At 35.5% G+C, this 17,857-nt stretch carries 19 protein-coding genes and 1 tRNA gene; 11 read left to right on the top strand and 9 right to left on the bottom strand.

Annotation, left to right across the window (positions count from 1 at the left end):
- Positions 1 to 47: 47 nt before the first annotated feature.
- The 7 genes from ABEG11_RS17380 to ABEG11_RS17350 all read right to left on the bottom strand — a co-directional run bounded on the left by ABEG11_RS17380 (position 48) and on the right by ABEG11_RS17350 (position 4,622).
- Positions 48 to 224, bottom strand: coding sequence for a hypothetical protein (locus ABEG11_RS17380; RefSeq protein WP_348825453.1), 177 nt, complete (start codon positions 222 to 224; stop codon positions 48 to 50).
- A 141-nt stretch (positions 225 to 365) separates the two neighbouring features.
- A complete protein-coding gene (trxA, locus tag ABEG11_RS17375; protein ID WP_348825452.1) occupies positions 366 to 668 on the bottom strand; it encodes a thioredoxin in 303 nt (100 codons plus the stop codon).
- A complete protein-coding gene (locus tag ABEG11_RS17370) occupies positions 665 to 868 on the bottom strand; it encodes a hypothetical protein (protein WP_348825451.1) in 204 nt (67 codons plus the stop codon). The genes trxA and ABEG11_RS17370 overlap by 4 nt, the downstream gene beginning before the upstream one ends.
- A 1-nt stretch (position 869) precedes the next feature.
- Complete coding sequence (locus ABEG11_RS17365; protein WP_348825450.1) at positions 870 to 1,454, bottom strand: methyltransferase domain-containing protein; 585 nt, start codon at positions 1,452 to 1,454, stop codon at positions 870 to 872.
- Between the two features lie 101 nt (positions 1,455 to 1,555).
- Positions 1,556 to 2,968: an MBL fold metallo-hydrolase gene (locus ABEG11_RS17360; protein WP_348825449.1), complete on the bottom strand. Its 1,413-nt coding sequence runs from the start codon at positions 2,966 to 2,968 to the stop codon at positions 1,556 to 1,558.
- A 105-nt stretch (positions 2,969 to 3,073) separates the two neighbouring features.
- On the bottom strand, positions 3,074 to 3,859 hold the full coding sequence (locus tag ABEG11_RS17355; protein WP_348825448.1) for a sulfite exporter TauE/SafE family protein: 786 nt from the start codon (positions 3,857 to 3,859) through the stop codon (positions 3,074 to 3,076).
- A 139-nt stretch (positions 3,860 to 3,998) separates the two neighbouring features.
- Positions 3,999 to 4,622 carry a Crp/Fnr family transcriptional regulator gene (locus tag ABEG11_RS17350; RefSeq protein ID WP_348825447.1) on the bottom strand — a complete coding sequence of 208 codons (624 nt, stop codon included), beginning with the start codon at positions 4,620 to 4,622 and terminating at the stop codon, positions 3,999 to 4,001.
- 315 nt (positions 4,623 to 4,937) lie between these two features.
- Here ABEG11_RS17350 and ABEG11_RS17345 point away from each other — a divergent pair, with 315 nt between their 5' ends.
- Entirely contained in the window at positions 4,938 to 5,243 is a 306-nt protein-coding gene (locus ABEG11_RS17345; RefSeq protein WP_348825446.1) for a rhodanese-like domain-containing protein, read from the top strand.
- A 60-nt stretch (positions 5,244 to 5,303) separates the two neighbouring features.
- On the top strand, positions 5,304 to 6,884 hold the full coding sequence (locus tag ABEG11_RS17340) for an NADP-dependent glyceraldehyde-3-phosphate dehydrogenase (RefSeq protein ID WP_348825445.1): 1,581 nt from the start codon (positions 5,304 to 5,306) through the stop codon (positions 6,882 to 6,884).
- A gap of 587 nt (positions 6,885 to 7,471) precedes the next feature.
- On the opposite strand, the gene ABEG11_RS17335 is transcribed toward ABEG11_RS17340, so the two are convergent.
- Entirely contained in the window at positions 7,472 to 7,639 is a 168-nt protein-coding gene (locus ABEG11_RS17335; RefSeq protein ID WP_348825444.1) for a hypothetical protein, read from the bottom strand.
- On the opposite strand from ABEG11_RS17335, the gene ABEG11_RS17330 reads away from it, so the two are divergent.
- Positions 7,638 to 8,036: a c-type cytochrome gene (locus ABEG11_RS17330; RefSeq protein ID WP_348825443.1), complete on the top strand. Its 399-nt coding sequence runs from the start codon at positions 7,638 to 7,640 to the stop codon at positions 8,034 to 8,036. The two genes, ABEG11_RS17335 and ABEG11_RS17330, sit on opposite strands and share 2 nt — an antisense overlap.
- 327 nt (positions 8,037 to 8,363) lie before the next feature.
- Positions 8,364 to 8,864, top strand: a complete 501-nt coding sequence (locus tag ABEG11_RS17325) for a pyridoxamine 5'-phosphate oxidase family protein (RefSeq protein WP_348825442.1) — start codon at positions 8,364 to 8,366, stop codon at positions 8,862 to 8,864.
- 89 nt (positions 8,865 to 8,953) lie between these two features.
- On the opposite strand, the gene ABEG11_RS17320 is transcribed toward ABEG11_RS17325, so the two are convergent.
- Positions 8,954 to 10,153 carry a thioredoxin family protein gene (locus ABEG11_RS17320; protein ID WP_348825441.1) on the bottom strand — a complete coding sequence of 400 codons (1,200 nt, stop codon included), beginning with the start codon at positions 10,151 to 10,153 and terminating at the stop codon, positions 8,954 to 8,956.
- 276 nt (positions 10,154 to 10,429) lie between these two features.
- Here ABEG11_RS17320 and tpx point away from each other — a divergent pair, with 276 nt between their 5' ends.
- From tpx to ABEG11_RS17285, 7 genes are all read left to right on the top strand, one after another.
- Complete coding sequence (gene tpx, locus ABEG11_RS17315) at positions 10,430 to 10,927, top strand: thiol peroxidase (protein WP_348825440.1); 498 nt, start codon at positions 10,430 to 10,432, stop codon at positions 10,925 to 10,927.
- Between the two features lie 9 nt (positions 10,928 to 10,936).
- On the top strand, positions 10,937 to 11,311 hold the full coding sequence (locus ABEG11_RS17310; protein ID WP_348825439.1) for a diacylglycerol kinase: 375 nt from the start codon (positions 10,937 to 10,939) through the stop codon (positions 11,309 to 11,311).
- Between the two features lie 18 nt (positions 11,312 to 11,329).
- Positions 11,330 to 13,786 carry a DNA translocase FtsK gene (locus ABEG11_RS17305; protein WP_348825438.1) on the top strand — a complete coding sequence of 819 codons (2,457 nt, stop codon included), beginning with the start codon at positions 11,330 to 11,332 and terminating at the stop codon, positions 13,784 to 13,786.
- 314 nt (positions 13,787 to 14,100) lie between these two features.
- Positions 14,101 to 14,742, top strand: coding sequence for an outer membrane lipoprotein periplasmic chaperone LolA1 (lolA1, locus tag ABEG11_RS17300; protein WP_348825486.1), 642 nt, complete (start codon positions 14,101 to 14,103; stop codon positions 14,740 to 14,742).
- Positions 14,743 to 14,750: 8 nt separating this feature from the next.
- Complete coding sequence (locus ABEG11_RS17295) at positions 14,751 to 16,202, top strand: LptF/LptG family permease (protein WP_348825437.1); 1,452 nt, start codon at positions 14,751 to 14,753, stop codon at positions 16,200 to 16,202.
- Between the two features lie 2 nt (positions 16,203 to 16,204).
- Positions 16,205 to 17,338, top strand: coding sequence for a 3,4-dihydroxy-2-butanone-4-phosphate synthase (gene ribB, locus ABEG11_RS17290; RefSeq protein WP_348825436.1), 1,134 nt, complete (start codon positions 16,205 to 16,207; stop codon positions 17,336 to 17,338).
- Positions 17,339 to 17,494: 156 nt separating this feature from the next.
- Positions 17,495 to 17,579, top strand: a tRNA-Ser gene (locus ABEG11_RS17285).
- Positions 17,580 to 17,857: the final 278 nt, after the last annotated feature.

Below are 17,857 nucleotides of genomic sequence, written 5' to 3'. Positions count from 1 at the left end.
CTTATTTTTTCAACACTCTTTTCGAAACATTATAAAATTACATTACATTACGCTTTCTTTGTTGTTTTAGAAGAACAGCACGTTTTTTTAGACTTATCACATGCTTTTTTTTCTTTCGCTGTGCATTCTTTTTTAGGCGTTTCTTTCGGCTTTGTTTCTTGAGCGCTCACATTCATACCAGCCGAAAAAAGAGCTACTGCTAAAATAGTAATTAAGTTTTTCATCTTTTTGATTTTTGATTTTTTGATGATTCAAAAGTATAGCTTTTTTTGAATCACAATTATTAATTAACTTTTTTATAACGAAATATTTAGGAACATATATTCGCAATAAAAAGCATCAGGAAATATTATCTTATTGTGTAATTATACGCTGTATTTTTCTGTGATAATTTTAATTAAATCTGAACTGCCGACAACTCCAGACTGTCTCCATAATTGCTTTCCGTTTTGGAAAAGAATCATGGTAGGAACTCCACGGACCTGATATAGCGAAGCAAGCTGCTGGTTTTTGTCTACATCAATTTTAATGATTGAAATCCGGTCGCCCAGACTGTCTTTAACTTCTTTCAAAATAGGTGCCAATGTTTGGCAAGGTCCGCACCAGGTGGCAAAAAAATCGACCAGAACGGGTTTCTCTGATTGTATGATAGTATTAAAAGTACTCATTTTTTACGTTTTTTGTTTTTAGGTATGGCACAGCCATTTGACCCACAGCCTGAATTAAATAATGCTTGGATAAAGAAAAATAATCCAAAGATAATAAAAAACCACTCGTGCGTATTGTAGGCCTGCACGAACAAAAATACGGAAAAGGCTAAACGGAAAATCCGCATGGCATTCCAGTTGTTAAATAATAATTCCTTCATTTTAGTTGTTTTTTTGAAATTCAATCCATAATTCGGTTCCAGCTCTTGGGGCGGCAGAATTCTGGCACGCCTCCATTTTTATAAAATTGAAAGTATTCCCGAAGAGCATTTCATATTCTTCTTGGCTGCCGCCAAAGGGAGGACTGCTTTCAAATATCTTGTTGAATAAAAGGCCGGCAATTTTGCCTTCTTTGCTTAAAAGCTGATGCATTTTCGAAACATATTCCTGCCGCATTGCTGGTGGCAAGGCGCAAAAGAAAGTCTGCTCGATTATCAGATCATATTCTCCTTGATGTGTAAAAAAATCTCCCAATATAATGTTGAGGTCAGGATTGTCTTTGAATCTCATTTTTAAATTCTCTACCAGTGTGGGAGCAATATCAATAACAGTAATATTGGCAAAGCCCTGCTGCAAAAGATATGCAGCTTCATAACTGCTGCCACAGCCTGGAATTAAGATTCGGAGGTTTTTATTTTCTAAAGTATCGATATAGCTTTTTATGGGAGGAGATATGGTTCCAAGATCCCAGCCTAATGTGTTGTCTTTGTATTTATTGTCCCAAAAATTCTGATTGCTGTTTTTCATTTTTAACAGGTATTGCTAGGCGTTTGATTTTCGACCTGATTGTTTCTTGTTTTTTTAAAGATGCCATTGAAAATGCCATTGAAATTGAAAATTGTTTTTGGCTATCGTATCTTGCTTTGGCAAATAAAATCGGTAGTAGGAACATCGGTTTTGGCAATTGCATTGAATCCGCCTTCAATCTCGCTAAAATTACGAAATCCTCGTGCTTGCAAAATCGATGCAGCAATCATGCTGCGGTATCCTCCTGCACAGTGCATAAAAAACGGCTCGTTTGGGTTGATGTCATTGATCCAATCGTTAATGCTTGATAATGGTTTGCAATAAGCTTCGGATACATGCTCGGCGGCGTATTCAGTTTCTTTACGAATATCAATAATTTTGCTCTCGCCAATCTTAACTTGTTTCTGAAACTCCTGGGCGGTGATCCTGTTTATGGTATCAATGTCTTTTCCTGATTTTTTCCAAGCATCAAAACCATCTTTTAAGTGACCAGCTAAATTGTCAAAACCCACTCGGCTCAGGCGGGTGACGGTTTCTTCCTCTCGCCCTGGCTCGGTAATCAGCAAAATAGGCTGTTTTACATTGGCAATCAAAGCACCAACCCAGGGAGCAAAATCGCCGTCAATACCAATATTTATAGATTGCGGAATAAAGCCTTTGGCAAAATCACTGTTTTTTCGGGTGTCAAGAATCAAGGCCCCGGTTTCATCGGCTTTAGATTCGAATTCGCTTACTGATAGAGCATTCATGCCATGTTCTAATACCTCATGAAAGCTGTCATATCCATTTTTGTTCATCGCTACATTCATGCCAAAATAGGCTGGGGGAGGGAGCAGTCCATCGGTTACCTCGGTTATGAATTCGGCTTCGGTCATATTGGCTCTCAATGCATAATTGCTTGCTTTTTGATTCCCAATAGTCGAAACTGTTTCTTTGCTCATATTTTTGCCACAGGCACTCCCTGCACCGTGGGCTGGATACACAATAACGTCATCTGCCAAGGTCATAATTTTGTTTCTTAGCGAATGATAAAGCAATCCAGCCAGCTGTTCCTGAGTCATTGATGCCGCTTTCTGGGCGAGATCTGGTCTTCCTACATCACCAATAAACAATGTGTCTCCAGAGAAAATGGCATGGTCCTTTCCGTTTTCATCTAGAAGCAGGTACGTTGAACTTTCCATAGTATGTCCTGGTGTGTGAAGTACTTTTATTTTGATCTTTCCTATTTCGAACAGCTGATTATCTGTCGCAATTATAGATTCGAATTCGGGTTTTGCTGTGGGGCCGTAAACAATTTGTGCGCCCGTTTCTTTGCTTAAATCCAGATGTCCCGAAACAAAATCGGCATGAAAGTGGGTTTCAAAAATGTATTTCAGTTTCACACCGTCGCGTTCAATTCTGTCCAGATAGGGCTGTGTTTCTCTTAACGGATCAATTATTGCCGCCTCACCATTGGAACTGATATAATAAGCACCTTGTGCCAAACATCCTGTATATATTTGTTCTATCTGCATGATTTTATTTTGTATAAAGTTACTAAGATTTTGAGATGCTAAGTTTAAAGTTTAAAAGTTTCTAAGTTGAAATCCAGGAACATAGAAAAATCAGCATCTTAGCTGTTAAAAAAAAAATTCCTTGACAATGATATAAATTCCCATCACTAATATGAACCAGCCAAAAATAGGCTTGAGCTTTTCTCCGTCTATTCTTTTGGATAATCGGGTGCCTATCAGCATTCCTATAAAAGCCATGCCCGAAATACTTGCTAAAAAGATATAATTGATTGAAGTGCCTATGTATAGATCTCCCAAAAAACCGACTGCCGAATTAATAAATATGATTAATAAAGAGGTACCGACTGCTTGTTTCATGGGTAGATTGGCAAAAAATAAAAGCGCAGGAATAATTAAAAAACCACCTCCAGCACCAAGAAAACCTGTTATAATCCCAACCGCAGCACCTATTGCTGCCAGCTGCCAATAATTCGTGCTGACAAACTGTATTTTTTCTTTGGCTTTGCTAATCATTGAAAATGACGCTGCGACCATCAATATTGCAAAGATGATCATGATTAATAAGTTCTTGGTAATTTGAAAATCATTAATAGTAAAAAGGATATTGGGAATCTTTAAAATGATTACCTCACGAATAACCAAAACCGAAAAAACAGAAGGAACCGCAAAATACAACGCAGATTTTATTCTAAGATTCCCCATCTTGTAATGGCTAAAACATCCAGATAGTGATGTAATTCCTACAATGAATAAGGAATAGCTCGTAGCGAGTTTAGGATCTATTTTAAATAAATAAACTAATATGGGAATGGTCAAAATAGAACCGCCACCACCAATGAGCCCCAGTGAAAGGCCTATTATGACTGAAGCTAGATAACCAATGTATTCCATACCGCTTTTTTAAATTCCAGACAAAGATGCAAAGTCTTTTTGTGTAACAATGTAACTTTTGTCACAATGCTGATGATTTGTTTAAGAATATTTCGAAGTCAACAAAAAAATCTGTCAATTAACAGCAGAAAAGGGACAACTACAGTATTTCAATCTGGCTGCGGTGCAAAATGACCAGACCTCGCTGCTCCATTTTCTTTAGCAGTCTCGAAATAACTTCTCTGGAAGTATTCAGATCAGATGCGATTTCCTGATGGGAAAGTTTTAGCTCTTTGCATCCGCAGGCTTCAACCTGACGTTTTAGATAGAATTCCAAGCGTTCGTCCATTGCTCTGAAAGCGATGCTGTCAATTACTTCCAGCACTTCTTCCAGACGATTGCGGTAAGAGCCTACAACAAATTCGTACCAGCTTCGGTGACGCATCATCCATTGATCCATCATAGTCAATGGAAGCATAATTATTTCGGCATCTTCGACCGCTTTGGCCATGATTTGGCTTTTTTCATTCTTGATTGCACACACCATTGATAAGGCACAAGCTTGTCCTGGCTGTAGATAATACATGAAAAATTCCCCGCCATCACTGTCTTCACGATAGACTTTAATAGTTCCTTTTACCAGCAGGACAGTGTGTGTGATATACTGCCCTGTCCGCATGATTACTTCCCCTGCACTGAATGTCTTGATAATTTCATGCGTTTTGATATCTTGAATTAATTCGGCAGAAAAGTAAGGGAATGTTTTTTTTAATATCTCTGGCATTTTGTTTTATTTAGAAATCAGCAAGAATACAACAGCACAAAAATAACTAAAAAACAGGAGCTTATTTAAAATTAAGCAGCGTGTGGAGCTGGAGTGTTTTAGGTATTACGAAAACGATTTCTTTAATTTATTATGTAATTCACAAAAAAGAGGTATATTGTTTGAGGAAAATCTCGTATTTTTACGAAAAAATATATATTATGAAATCGCTTCTTAAAGGTTTGCATAACCAGCACTGCTAAAGAAAAGCGGCCCAGACGGAAACGAACTGGCAAATCATAACATATAACCTATTAATAAATAAATTTTACATATATGAATTTGACACAAGAAGAATGGGTTTCTCAAAAGGAAGCTGATGAAAATGCAGTCCTGTTAGATGTAAGAACTGAAGACGAATGCGATCAAGGCATAATAGAAGGTGCTATTAATATTGATATTCATAAAGGTCAGGAGTTTGTAGATGCTATTGCGGCGTTAGATAAAAGCAAAAATTATTATGTGTATTGCCGCTCTGGAATGAGAAGTGCAAAAGCATGTGAGATCATGAACGAGTTAGGTATCAGCAATACTTACAATTTACTCGGTGGCATTATAGAATGGGAAGGTGATGTAGTATAACATCATATCAAGAGGCCAGCACCTCTTTTAAATTAATGGAAATTAACCAACAAAACTAGAATGAATACAATACCTCAAGAATTTCAAATAACGTCTCTGCTTAATCAAGATACTTATCTGGTAAACGGAGAATTAAAAAAATGGACAGGAAAAACTACACCAGTATATTCAACGATTTCTTCAACCGAAAAATATGAACCCACATTATTAGGTTCTATTCCGTTTATGGGAGAAGCAGAAGCATTGGAAGTAGCAGCATCTGCCGAAGCAGCATTTAATAATGGACAAGGATTATGGCCTACTATGAAAGTAGTGGACCGTATCAAATGCATGGAAAAGTTTGTTGCCAAAATGAAAGAAACCCGTGCAGAAGTAGTTAAACTCTTGATGTGGGAAATTGGAAAAACACTTGGCGATTCTGAAAAAGAATTTGACAGAACAGTTGAATATATTCAGGATACTATCGAAAGTTATAAAGAATTGAATAGCCGTTCGGCCTATTTCTCGAAAGTGCAGGGAATCAACGCTATGGTACGCAGAGGGCCAATTGGAGTTGTTTTATGCCTTGGACCTTATAACTATCCTTTGAATGAGACTTTTACATTGCTTATCCCAGCTTTAATTATGGGGAATCCTGTAATTTTCAAGCCAGCAAAACACGGTGTTTTATTAATTTCACCTTTATTAGAAGCTTTCAAAAGCAGTTTTCCAAAAGGAGTAATCAGTATTGTTTATGGCAGAGGCCGTGAAATCGCATCGCCGATAATGAAATCCGGAAAAGTAGATATTTTGGCATTGATTGGAAATAGTAAATCAGCCATTGCTTTACAGGATCAGCATCCAAATAAAAACAGATTGCGTTTAGTATTAGGATTAGAAGCTAAAAACCCAGCCATTATATTGCCAGATGCCGATTTGGATCTAGCTATCCAGGAATGTATTGCTGGTACTTTATCTTTCAATGGGCAAAGATGTACAGCGCTGAAAATTATTTATGTACACGAAAATGTTGCAGCCGAATTTAACAAACGTTTTGCTGAGAAAGTTGATGCATTGAAATTTGGAAATCCTTGGGAAAAAGGAGTTTCTTTGACACCGCTTCCAGAGACCGAAAAACCAGCTTATATTCAGGAATTAATTGATGATGCAACTGCAAAAGGGGCTAAGGTAATTAATGCAAAAGGTGGGGAACATTCGGATAATTTTATATTCCCTGCTATTTTGTTTCCAATCAATAAAGAGATGAGAGTGTATCATGAAGAGCAGTTTGGGCCAGTGATACCAGTATTGACTTTCAAGGATATTCAAGAGCCATTAAATGATATGGCCGAATCTAATTATGGTCAGCAGGTAAGTTTATTTGGTAAAAATATCAAAACCATTGCACCGCTTATTGATACTTTAGTAAACTTAGTCTGCCGTGTAAACCTGAACAGTTCCTGCCAGAGAGGACCAGATGTTTTTCCTTTCACAGGAAGAAAAGATTCTGCGTTTGGAACATTAAGTATTCATGATGCTTTGCGTTCTTTCTCAATCAGGACTTTCGTAGCTTCAAAGGATAATGCCTATAATAATGAAATACTGCAGGAACTGCTAAATAGCAAAGAATCAAATTTCATTAACACCGATTATATTTTGTAATCGTTTTTTAAATTACTTAAAGCCGCATCTTTTTTTTTAAATGATGCGGTTTTTTTATGGCAATAAAGCAAAATGCTGTGAGTTCAATTGATTGTTTTTTAATGGAATAGTTTTAAGTGCTGGTAAAATGATTATATTTGCAGGAGGTACTTTATTAGTAAATTCTATTGCAGTTTTGTATCAGGCCATCCTGATATTCTATCCTATTCTACAATTAATAAGCAGCTATCAGAAAGAAAGCAAAAATAGTCGCCCAAAACGTTCACGAGTATTTGAATCGTGAGCCTCGTTATGTGCATCCAAAATTGAAATTTATACCTAATATAATTGTGAATGGCATCAGTTTAGTTATTGCCATCGCTTTTGTGAGTGTTATTTTATATCTTTTAGTAAGTTATCTGATAAAATTATTTTATCATTTATAAATTCCCAAAACATTTTTTTTGCTGATTCTCCCTATTCAATAAAATGCATAGTTTTTTTAAAGGCGTTTTCTAATTTGAAAAATATAACATTTACCCTAAAAGATGTTGTAATAATAAAAACAGCATTCTTCCGATAATGATATGTTTATGATTGCCATTTTATTAAATATTTTGTTGAATATTTAATAAAATGGCTTTATATTTAATTATTAAAAATTTTTGTTCTTTATATTGGTTTTTATTTAAAAAAAATCCGATTCTATGATAAATATCAGTTTCTGTGCTATAACGTTTTCTTAAATTTGTTGTATAATTAATAGCACAAGTCATGAAAACAAATTTTAGATTTTTAGCACTGATAGCTTTATGGATTATAACAATAAACGGCTATGCACAGGAAATAAGCTGGACTGCGCCTGAGTATGCAAACTCTGTGCAAAATCCATTTGCTGGAAAGCAGAAGGCCACAGATGAAGGCAAAATAATTTTTAATCAGATGTGCGTGCTGTGCCACGGCAATAATGGGCAAGGAAATGGTGAAGCAGGTAATGCATTGCAGCCACGTCCTGCCAATTTTAAAGCCCTGAATGTAAAGAATCAGACAGATGGTGCCATCTTCTGGAAAATAACCAATGGAAAAGCCCCAATGGCTAGTTATTTTGAAATACTGACTGATGAACAGCGATGGAAATTAGTCAACTATATACGAGAATTAGAAAAAAAATAATTTTGAATTAGTACCCCTAAATGTTTTTTTTTAAACAAAACCGTTACCGCAAAAGTCTGAGCGATAACGGTTTTTTATTTTTATAAATACCGGCCGTTTTTTTGAGGAATTAAATTCCTTGTGAGGTCTTTTTTCCCGTCAATCCATACCACTTTTGTTTTTTTGCTGTAATAGTAAATCTCTGGATTTCGCTTAATTTCTCTTAATTTTTTTAATGAATTAAATTGAAATTTGATAATTTTTATGATGAATTCTATAATCTGAAAAATTATTAAAATATGAAATTTATCTCTGAGAATTAGTGTATTATAATTTAAAAATAAAGTTATGGGAGATCACAAGAATTTGAGAGACAGTGCTGCTGTTCAGAAAATAAAGGATTTAGCAGAAAATATAAAAACCTGTATGTTTTGTACTTACAACGGTGACAGACTTTGTTCAAGACCGATGTCTGCACAGAAAGTAGATGATGATGGGAATCTTTGGTTTTTATCGGATAAAACCAGTGTCAAGAATCATGAAATATTAGAAAATTCTAAAGTAGAACTATTTTTCTCGGCACCTCATGACCAATTTTTAACACTGCATGGTCATGCCACTATTTTGTATGATAGAGAAATTATAAAAGAATTATTCACACCAATTGTAAAAGTATGGATGCCAGAAGGCGAAGATGATCCGAATTTAAGTGTGATAAAAGTAGTTCCTGAGGAAGGTTATTATTGGAACAATAAAAACGGAAGAGTGGTTGCAGCCGCAAAAATGACTGTCGCTTTTATTACAGGCAAAACTATGGATGATGGGATTGAAGGTAATTTGAATTTGTAAAAAAAACTGCTGGTCTTTTTTATATTTTTTAAAAGTTTTTTAATCAAAAATTCCACAGATTAATTTTGTAAAAATGTGTGGAATTCCGGTTATTCGCACTGGCTTAACCCTAAATCCGCATAAAACTGATCAATTTCTTTGGTGTTCCAGCCCATTGATATAATTATAGCTTTGGCTTTTTTTGCATTTTCAATAGCATTCTTTTTATCATTAATCTTATTGTAAAGCCTTGCTGATAATAAAGTATTTTCGGCGGTGGTATTCAATTCTACGGAACGCTTGGCCCATGAAACTGCTTTTTTTAAGGCTTCTTTATCAGTAATGTGATCAATATATACTTTGGAAACGGCATTGATTGTTGAGTAATCATTCCAAGCCAGTCTGTCTACTGATTCTAAAGTAGTCTGCTGGTAGTTTTTCCAGTTTTTGATACCCTCATACATTTGCAGATCATATCTGAAAACTAATGAATCTGCTTTTGTGAGATTAAGTTTTTTTGCGAGAATTCTATTTTTGGAATAGCCGATGGAATCAAGATAATTCATGTTTTGGGTTAGTGTTTTTTTAACCACGTTTATAATTTTGGCTTCGACTCTTTTGGCTGAAGAGACTTTGGCAAAATCGGTTTGATGATTTACGATTGTTTCAAATCCTTTTGAATCCAGATTGTTAACTCCATAAGCGACAATTTTCCAATTGATTGGTGTTATCAGCTGGTCTTTAGATTGTGTTGCTAAATATTTGGCAGTTACTTCATCACTTTTATCCGAGTCAATGCTTTTTCGTAAGGCGTTTAAATAAATAATGCAATTTTCAGGATTTGCGACATCTTCATTAAACTTTTTTTCGAGATAAGGCAATTGTGTATTTGGGTTTAAAGCTTTTTGTGTTTCTGCAAGAAATTCTTCGGTGGTAAATTCGCCTCCAGTGCTATACAGATGGGTTTCTTTTTCGTTTAGAAACAGGAAAACAGGAAACGATTTTATGCTGTATTTTTTCATAAACTCTTTTCCCGCGGGCATTTCAGAATCTATCATTAGATTTATGAAATTATTATTGAAGAAGGTAATCACCGCAGGCTCTTTTAAAACGGTGCTTTTCATTTTGTTGCAATGGCTGCACCAAGTGGCATAGACCATTATAAAAATGGTTTTCTGGGATGCTTTGGATTGTTCAAGTGCCTTTTTATAATCGTTTTCTATAAAATTTATTGATGTATTTTGTGCTTTTAGAACAGGTGTTGCAAGTAATAGCAGGATAATAAAGATGTGTTTAACAGAAACTTTCATTATATTGATCGTTTGGAAACTGGTTTATTAATTTAAAGCTGGAATTTACTCTTTTAATTTAGAAACCTTTTTAAAATTATATTAAAATTAGAGTTTTCCTTCTTGGCTGGTTTTTCTCAAGCCTCCCTTGGACTTCATTGAATAGTTTTTGATGAGGATAGTAGTCCGCTTCGGGTGAGCAGCTGTATTTGCTAACAAACAATTCAGACCATATATTATACTTTTAGATTCAAATATTAATCCTTACTTTTGAACCTCATAAAAAAACAAAAAAATATGGCGACAATAACATTAGGAGGAAATCCAGTGCATACTTCAGGAGAATTACCAAAAGTGGGTTCAAAATTAGCTGATTTTAAATTAGTTCAAAACGACTTGTCTATAGCTGATTTAAGCACATTTGCAGGCAAAAAATTAGTTTTAAATATTTTTCCAAGTATAGATACGGGGACTTGTGCTGCTTCTGTTAGAAAATTTAACGAAAGTGCCAGCAGTCTTGCGAACACTACTGTTTTGTGTATTTCTAGAGATCTGCCATTTGCCCAGAAACGTTTTTGTGGCGCAGAAGGCCTTGAGAATGTGGTAAATTTATCTGATTTTCAAGAAGGTGCTTTTGGAAAAAGCAATGGATTGGAAATTGTTGACGGGCCATTGGCTGGTTTGCATTCCCGTGCTATTATCGTTACTGATGAAAACGGTGTGGTAACCCATACAGAGCAAGTAGCTGAAATTGCTCATGAACCTAATTATGAAGCGGCTTTGGCGGCACTTTAAAAGTTTACAATGGAATTTCAAAAAGACAATACATTACTTACAGGCCGATTGAAAAGCGTGAAATACGCTTTTCTTGGTGCTGTAAAATTAATAACTACCGAGCATAGTATAATGGTTCAGTTTTCTCTTGGGATATTGATGACTATTGCTGGTTTTTATTATCATATCACAGCTACCGAATGGCTTTTTCAAACCATGGCTATTGGTTTGGTTATGAGTATAGAAGGGTTGAATACAGCAGTGGAAAAAATTGCCGATTTTATTCACCCTAATTATCATGAAAGAATTGGTTTTATCAAGGATATTGCAGCAGGAGCTGTATTTTTTGCAGCAATGACAGCAATTGCAGTTGGTCTTATTATCTATATCCCAAAATTTTTCTAGGCTCAATTTAATTTAAGAATGGCAAAATCTACAAAAAAAGAAACTTTAGATAAAAAGAAAGACTCAGAACCTAAAGGTCTAAAATCATGGCAGCTGACTAAACAGCATCGGATTGTTTTGGGGGCGTTATTGGTTTTGTTTTCTATAGCATTATTGGTTGCGTTTGTTTCCTTTTTTATTTATGGAAAGATAGACCAGAGTGCTGTTTCTGAATTGACAGATCGAAAGGAAGCAGTTCAGAATTGGCTTGGTAAATTTGGAGCCTATCTCGCTGATTTAATTATTTATCGCGGTTTTGGGATTGCCTCATTCTTATTTGTACGCCTTTTTTTTCTTACTGGGATGTATCTGGTTTTAGATCTTTCTATCAAAAAATTAAAAGGTACCTGGTTTTGGGATTTGTTTGCCATTATTATAATATCAGTTTTATTTGGATTCTTTGCTGTTTCAGTGCCAGAACTGGGAGGAACTATCGGATATGAACTCAATTTATTCATTCAGGATTATATTGGCAAAACAGGAACGCTTTTAGCTCTTGTTTTCGGGTTAATTATCTATTTGATTTTTAAGATTCAGGTCTCTCCGGAAAAAGTTCAGGCTTTTTTTGAAAGTACTAAAAAAGAAATTAAAGAAGACATAGCTACGCAGCCAATCGCTGTACCATCCTCCAATGACCCTAGTTATAATCTGGAAGAATTTGCTGTTGAAGAGCCAGATGAAGCTGATGAAGAGTTGGATAATATTCATTTGAAAACTACAGGTTCGCAATTTGAAATCAATAAGGAAGCTTTGAAGCCTACCATTTCAAGTGCTTCCGAAATTAATCTGGAGCCAACGCTTAAGCCGCTTCCTATGGATGTTCTGCCTCCAAACCCAGAACCTGTAAAAGAGGAAGCTTTTGTAATTGAAAAAGCTGTTGAAGAAGATATAATCGAAGACAATCTGGCATCTCGCCTGGTTTCAGATTTTGGGCTGTTTGATCCTACTTTGGATCTGTCCAATTATAAATATCCAACGATCGATTTATTAAAAGAATATTCGACTGGCGGAATTACGATCAATCAGGAAGAATTAGAAGAAAATAAAAACCGTATTGTAGAAACACTTCGCAATTATAAAATTGAAATCGCACAGATAAAAGCTACCGTTGGGCCATCGGTGACATTATACGAAATTGTGCCCGAAGCGGGAATCCGTATTTCAAAAATCAAGAGTCTTGAGGATGATATTGCTTTGTCTCTTTCGGCATTAGGAATCCGTATTATTGCCCCGATTCCTGGAAAAGGTACTATTGGTATCGAGGTTCCCAACAAGAATCCTACTATGGTTTCTATGAAGAGTGTAATTGGTTCAGCCAAATTCCAAGAGGCCGAAATGGAATTGCCTATTGCTTTGGGAAAAACCATTTCGAATGAAACCTTTGTAGTAGATTTGGCCAAAATGCCTCACTTATTGATGGCAGGTGCTACAGGACAAGGAAAATCTGTTGGGTTGAATGCGGTAATCACTTCACTGCTTTATAAAAAACATCCTGCCGAGATTAAATTTGTAATGGTCGATCCTAAGAAAGTCGAGCTGACACTTTTTAATAAAATCGAAAGACATTATCTGGCCAAACTCCCAGATACTGACGATGCAATTATCACTGATAATGCAAAGGTCGTTAATACCTTGAATTCTCTTTGTGTCGAAATGGACAACCGTTATAATCTGTTAAAAGATGCAATGGTTAGAAACATAAAAGAGTATAACGAAAAATTCAAATCCCGAAGACTGAATCCTGAAAATGGACATCGTTTTTTACCTTATATTGTACTGGTTGTCGATGAGTTTGCCGATTTGATTATGACCGCTGGAAAAGAAGTAGAAATGCCTATTGCGAGATTGGCACAATTAGCTCGTGCGATTGGTATTCACTTGATTATTGCAACCCAAAGACCATCGGTAAATGTAATAACTGGTTTGATTAAAGCCAATTTTCCTGCGAGAATTGCTTTTAGGGTTTCTTCAAAAATTGATTCACGAACTATTCTCGATACACAGGGAGCCGATCAGTTAATTGGTCGTGGAGATTTACTGTATTCCAATGGTAATGATGTGGTTAGGGTGCAATGTGCTTTTGTGGATACTCCCGAAGTAGATAAGATTGTCGATTTTATCGGTTCGCAAAAAGCATACGCAACCGCTTATCTGCTTCCTGAATTTATTGGCGAAGATGGTGGTCCAAGTTTGGAAATGGATATTTCGGAAAGAGATACTTTATTTAGAGAAGCGGCCGAAGTGATTGTAAATGCACAGCAGGGTTCGGCATCATTATTGCAGAGAAAACTGAAATTAGGTTACAATAGAGCCGGCAGGTTAATTGATCAACTGGAAGCTGCAGGAATTGTAGGTCCTTTTGAAGGCAGTAAAGCCAGAAGCGTGAATATACAGGATATGGCCAGTCTGGATCAGTTTTTTAATAATGAGAATTAAATTTTTAGACTTTTAGATTATTGGATTTTTAGATTTTGAACTTTGGATTTTGGACTCTGAAATGGATCTGATAGTAGAAATTTATCTTTTTTTTAATGCTTTTAACTTTATTGCTTTTTATTTTTGCACCGAATTTCTAGTTCTTTACTTTGCGTCTTAGCGCCTTAGCGAGAGTAAATAAAGCTTAAAACTTAATGAAATTGGGAGAAGTAAGCAGGAGCAATAACCAACTGACGAAGTGAATAATTAGAAATACACTAAAAAATACAAGCACAACAAAATACAGAACAATGACACTACATAATAAAATAGGAATGAAAGCAATTTTGGGACTTTTGACGGTTTTTTTGATAGGATTTTCGGCTCAGGCTCAGGATGCTAAAGCAAAAGCTTTGCTGGATAAAGTTACTGCCAAAGTAAAAAGTTATGAGAATATTACAATTGATTTTAAATATTCACTGAATAATGCCAAAGAGAATATTAATCAGGACAGCAAAGGCACAGTGGTGATGAAAGGGAATCAATATGTTTTGAACTTTATGGGAGTTACTAAGATTTTTGATGGTAAAAAATCCTATACTGTTGTTCCCGAAGATGAAGAAGTAACAGTTTCTACCCTAAATGAAAAAGATGAAACGGCTATTACTCCTTCCAAAATGCTGACTTTTTTTAATAAGGGTTATAAATTCTCTATGGATATTGTGCAGAATGTAAGTGGTAAAAAAATACAATACATAAAGCTGGTTCCAGCTAATCCAAAAGATCAGAGAAAAGAGATTCTGGTAGGAGTTGATTCTAAAACCAATAATATCTACAAAATTATTGAAATAGGAAAGAAAGGGACAAAAACTACATTAACCGTGAATTCTTTTAAAACTAATCAAGCATTGCCAAAAAATCAGTTTACCTTTGTCGCGAGTAAATATCCCAATTATTACATCAATAAATTAGATTAATTATTTAGGTGAAGATTTTAGACAGATACTTATTAAAAACATTTCTTGGAACATTTGCTACGGTATTTGTTATCCTTTTTTTTGTATTCATATTGCAGACCGTCTGGCTTTTTATAGCTGAATTGGCAGGTAAAGATTTAGATTTCTTTATGGTAATTAAATTTTTGGCTTTTTCGATGCCTCGGATTGTGCCGTTAGTATTACCGCTTTCTATATTGCTGGCTTCGATAATGTCTTTCGGAAATTTGTCTGAACATTATGAGTTCGCAGCCATGAAATCTTCTGGAATTTCATTGCAGAGAGCCATGAGAAGCTTGACTATTGCGATAACTATATTGAGTTTTATAGCTTTTTTATTTGCTAATAATGTAATTCCGTATGCCGAATTCAAGTTTATCAATTTCAGGAAAAATATTGCTCAGGCCAAGCCGGCATTGGCAATCACTGAAGGACAGTTTAGTGACGTTGGCCTATACAATATCAAGGTGAATAAAAAATCAGGAGAAAATGGCAACCATCTTACAGGAATTACAATTCACCAGAAAGCGCAGAATGGTGACGGAAGCAAAACCGTCATTCGTGCTACAAATGGAGAATTAATCAGTAATGAAAAAACAAATCTGCTGCAGCTGGTTTTAAACGATGGAAACTATTATCAGGACATAGTGCCTAAAAAGTATGAAGACAGAAGTAAATTGCCATTTGCTAAAAGCTCATTCAAGGTGTACAGGATTAATATTGATTTGTCTCAAATGAATAAATCGGATGCTAAAGATGAATCCGTTTCAAACACAAATAATATGTTGAATGTAAGTGATTTGAAATATACTTTAGATTCACTCAATAAGAATAGAGATAATGAGATTATTGCTTTTTCCGAAAACAGTAATTCCAGAATCCAGGTTCTTAACAATAATAATGCTCCTGCTCCCAGTAAAAAGAAAGGCCTGGTAAAAGATTTATTATCAGTTTACAGCAATAAAAAAAAGAGTGAAATTTTAGCTTCAGCAAGCAGTAATGTACAAAGCCTGATGTATTCTATAGATGCCACTAAGACTGAATTAGATAATAAAAAGAAAAATATTAACAGCCACATTTTATCATTCTATGATAAGTTTGTTATTGTATATGCCTGTTTCCTGATGTTTTTTATAGGAGCTCCATTAGGGGCTATTATCCGCAAAGGAGGCATTGGCCTGCCAATTGTATTTGCTGTATTGATTTTTATATCGTTTCACTTTATCAATACTTTTGGTAAAAGAATTTCACAGGAAGATGGATTAACGCCTTTTCTAGGTGCTTGGATGTCTTCTATTATTTTAACGCCATTGGCACTTTTATTGACTTATCGCGCTACAAATGATATTGGCCTAATTAATTTAGATGTGATCCTGACACCAATCCAGAAAGCATTTCAAAAAATAGTTCAAAAAATAATTCCATCTCAAAATAAAGAATAAAAATGTCTCCCACAAAAATACAGCTCAACACTATAGAAGAAGCCATTGAAGATATCCGTCAAGGCAAAGTCATTATTGTAGTTGATGATGAAGATCGCGAAAACGAAGGTGATTTTTTGGCTGCAGCCGATAAAGTAACTCCAGAAATGATCAACTTTATGGCTACACACGGTCGCGGTTTAATATGCGCTCCATTGACTGAGAGCCGCTGTAAAGAATTAGGCTTGCATGTAATGGTAAGCAATAATACAGATCCTATGGAAACTGCTTTTACAGTTTCGGTAGACTTAAGAGGCAAAGGAGTGACAACTGGGATTTCTGCGGCAGATAGGGCGCAAACGGTACTCTCTTTAGTAGATCCAAGTACCAAACCGCATGATCTGGCTCGTCCAGGGCATATTTTTCCGCTAATTGCAAAACAGGGGGGGGTATTAAGAAGAACAGGACATACTGAGGCTGCTATAGATTTTGCCCGATTGGCAGGTTTTAAACCAGCAGGAGTAATCGTCGAAATCATGAATGAAGATGGTTCTATGGCCCGATTGCCACAATTGGCTAAAGTGGCGAAGAAATTCAATTTAAAATTAGTTTCCATCGAAGCCTTAGTTGCTTACAGGATGCAGCACGACAGCTTAATCATCAAAAAAGAAGATTTTGATATTAACACCCGTTTTGGAACTTTCCGTTTACGTGCCTATGAGCAGATTACCAACAAACAAATACATATTGCGTTAACCAAAGGGACATGGAATCTAGGAGAATCTATTTTAACCAGAATTCATTCTTCTCAGGTTAATAATGATTTATTAGGAACATTGACTAATAATGTAGACCAGCAATTGGATGATATGTTTAAGATTATTAATGATAATGGCAAAGGGGCGGTAATATTCATCAATCAGGATATGTCGGCAGTAAATCTGCTTAATCGCATTACCGAATTAAAGACACTTCAGGCTGAGGGGACAATGAAAGCTCCAAAAGTGGTTATAGACACCAAAGATTATGGAATTGGAGCCCAGATACTGCATGATATAGATATTTCTAAAATCCGTTTAGTATCCAATACTGAGCAAAGCAAGAGAGTGGGGATGATAGGATACGGGCTGGAAATTACAGAATATGTAAAGTATTAAAACTTTTTTTTCAAAAAAAATACATGTAAAGTATAGCAGATGAAACAATTAAAAAGCAACTTAAAAAATAGCTGTAATTTTTCTAAAAATACGCTTGCATAACCAAAAAAGGTTCTTATATTTGCACTCGCAATCACGAAATGATAGCGACATACTGGAGAAATGGCAGAGCGGTCGAATGCGGCAGTCTTGAAAACTGTTGACTGTAACAGGTCCGGGGGTTCGAATCCCTCTTTCTCCGCGAGCTGAAAAGCAAATGGTTACAAAACCCACTAAATTCAACGATTTAGTGGGTTTTTTCGTTTATAGGATATTCAAATTATTCATTTAATCTCAAAGTTTTGGTGTCTTTCGAGGTGTCACTAAATTATTAAAATTTAAGTGACACCTCTCGCAGAAAATCACCAGTACAACAAGGTGTTTAAGAACATATTCAAAATATGGGATCAGGTGCAAAAGTTGGGGATTAAGCAAAAAGATTTGATAATCTGAAGAGGAAAAAATCTACTTTTCTTACTC

Source organism: Flavobacterium aestuarii, assembly GCF_040049115.1.
In the GTDB taxonomy this organism is placed as follows: Bacteria; Bacteroidota; Bacteroidia; order Flavobacteriales; family Flavobacteriaceae; genus Flavobacterium; species Flavobacterium aestuarii.
The sequence above is the reverse complement of the archived record's forward strand: the minus strand, read 5'-3'. Positions and strand labels throughout refer to the sequence as shown.

What these genes read in the sequence shown, in the direction of transcription:
- ABEG11_RS17355 (WP_348825448.1), bottom strand. Translation starts at nt 3,859, where the DNA reads ATGGAATACATTGGTTATCTAGCTTCAGTCATAATAGGCCTTTCACTG.
- ABEG11_RS17360 (WP_348825449.1), bottom strand. Translation starts at nt 2,968, where the DNA reads ATGCAGATAGAACAAATATATACAGGATGTTTGGCACAAGGTGCTTAT.
- ABEG11_RS17380 (WP_348825453.1), bottom strand. Translation starts at nt 224, where the DNA reads ATGAAAAACTTAATTACTATTTTAGCAGTAGCTCTTTTTTCGGCTGGT.
- ABEG11_RS17320 (WP_348825441.1), bottom strand. Translation starts at nt 10,153, where the DNA reads ATGAAAGTTTCTGTTAAACACATCTTTATTATCCTGCTATTACTTGCA.
- ABEG11_RS17350 (WP_348825447.1), bottom strand. Translation starts at nt 4,622, where the DNA reads ATGCCAGAGATATTAAAAAAAACATTCCCTTACTTTTCTGCCGAATTA.
- ribB (WP_348825436.1), top strand. Translation starts at nt 16,205, where the DNA reads ATGTCTCCCACAAAAATACAGCTCAACACTATAGAAGAAGCCATTGAA.
- ABEG11_RS17365 (WP_348825450.1), bottom strand. Translation starts at nt 1,454, where the DNA reads ATGAAAAACAGCAATCAGAATTTTTGGGACAATAAATACAAAGACAAC.
- ABEG11_RS17305 (WP_348825438.1), top strand. Translation starts at nt 11,330, where the DNA reads ATGGCAAAATCTACAAAAAAAGAAACTTTAGATAAAAAGAAAGACTCA.
- tpx (WP_348825440.1), top strand. Translation starts at nt 10,430, where the DNA reads ATGGCGACAATAACATTAGGAGGAAATCCAGTGCATACTTCAGGAGAA.
- ABEG11_RS17370 (WP_348825451.1), bottom strand. Translation starts at nt 868, where the DNA reads ATGAAGGAATTATTATTTAACAACTGGAATGCCATGCGGATTTTCCGT.
- ABEG11_RS17330 (WP_348825443.1), top strand. Translation starts at nt 7,638, where the DNA reads ATGAAAACAAATTTTAGATTTTTAGCACTGATAGCTTTATGGATTATA.
- trxA (WP_348825452.1), bottom strand. Translation starts at nt 668, where the DNA reads ATGAGTACTTTTAATACTATCATACAATCAGAGAAACCCGTTCTGGTC.
- ABEG11_RS17325 (WP_348825442.1), top strand. Translation starts at nt 8,364, where the DNA reads ATGGGAGATCACAAGAATTTGAGAGACAGTGCTGCTGTTCAGAAAATA.
- ABEG11_RS17345 (WP_348825446.1), top strand. Translation starts at nt 4,938, where the DNA reads ATGAATTTGACACAAGAAGAATGGGTTTCTCAAAAGGAAGCTGATGAA.
- ABEG11_RS17335 (WP_348825444.1), bottom strand. Translation starts at nt 7,639, where the DNA reads ATGACTTGTGCTATTAATTATACAACAAATTTAAGAAAACGTTATAGC.
- lolA1 (WP_348825486.1), top strand. Translation starts at nt 14,101, where the DNA reads ATGAAAGCAATTTTGGGACTTTTGACGGTTTTTTTGATAGGATTTTCG.
- ABEG11_RS17310 (WP_348825439.1), top strand. Translation starts at nt 10,937, where the DNA reads ATGGAATTTCAAAAAGACAATACATTACTTACAGGCCGATTGAAAAGC.
- ABEG11_RS17340 (WP_348825445.1), top strand. Translation starts at nt 5,304, where the DNA reads ATGAATACAATACCTCAAGAATTTCAAATAACGTCTCTGCTTAATCAA.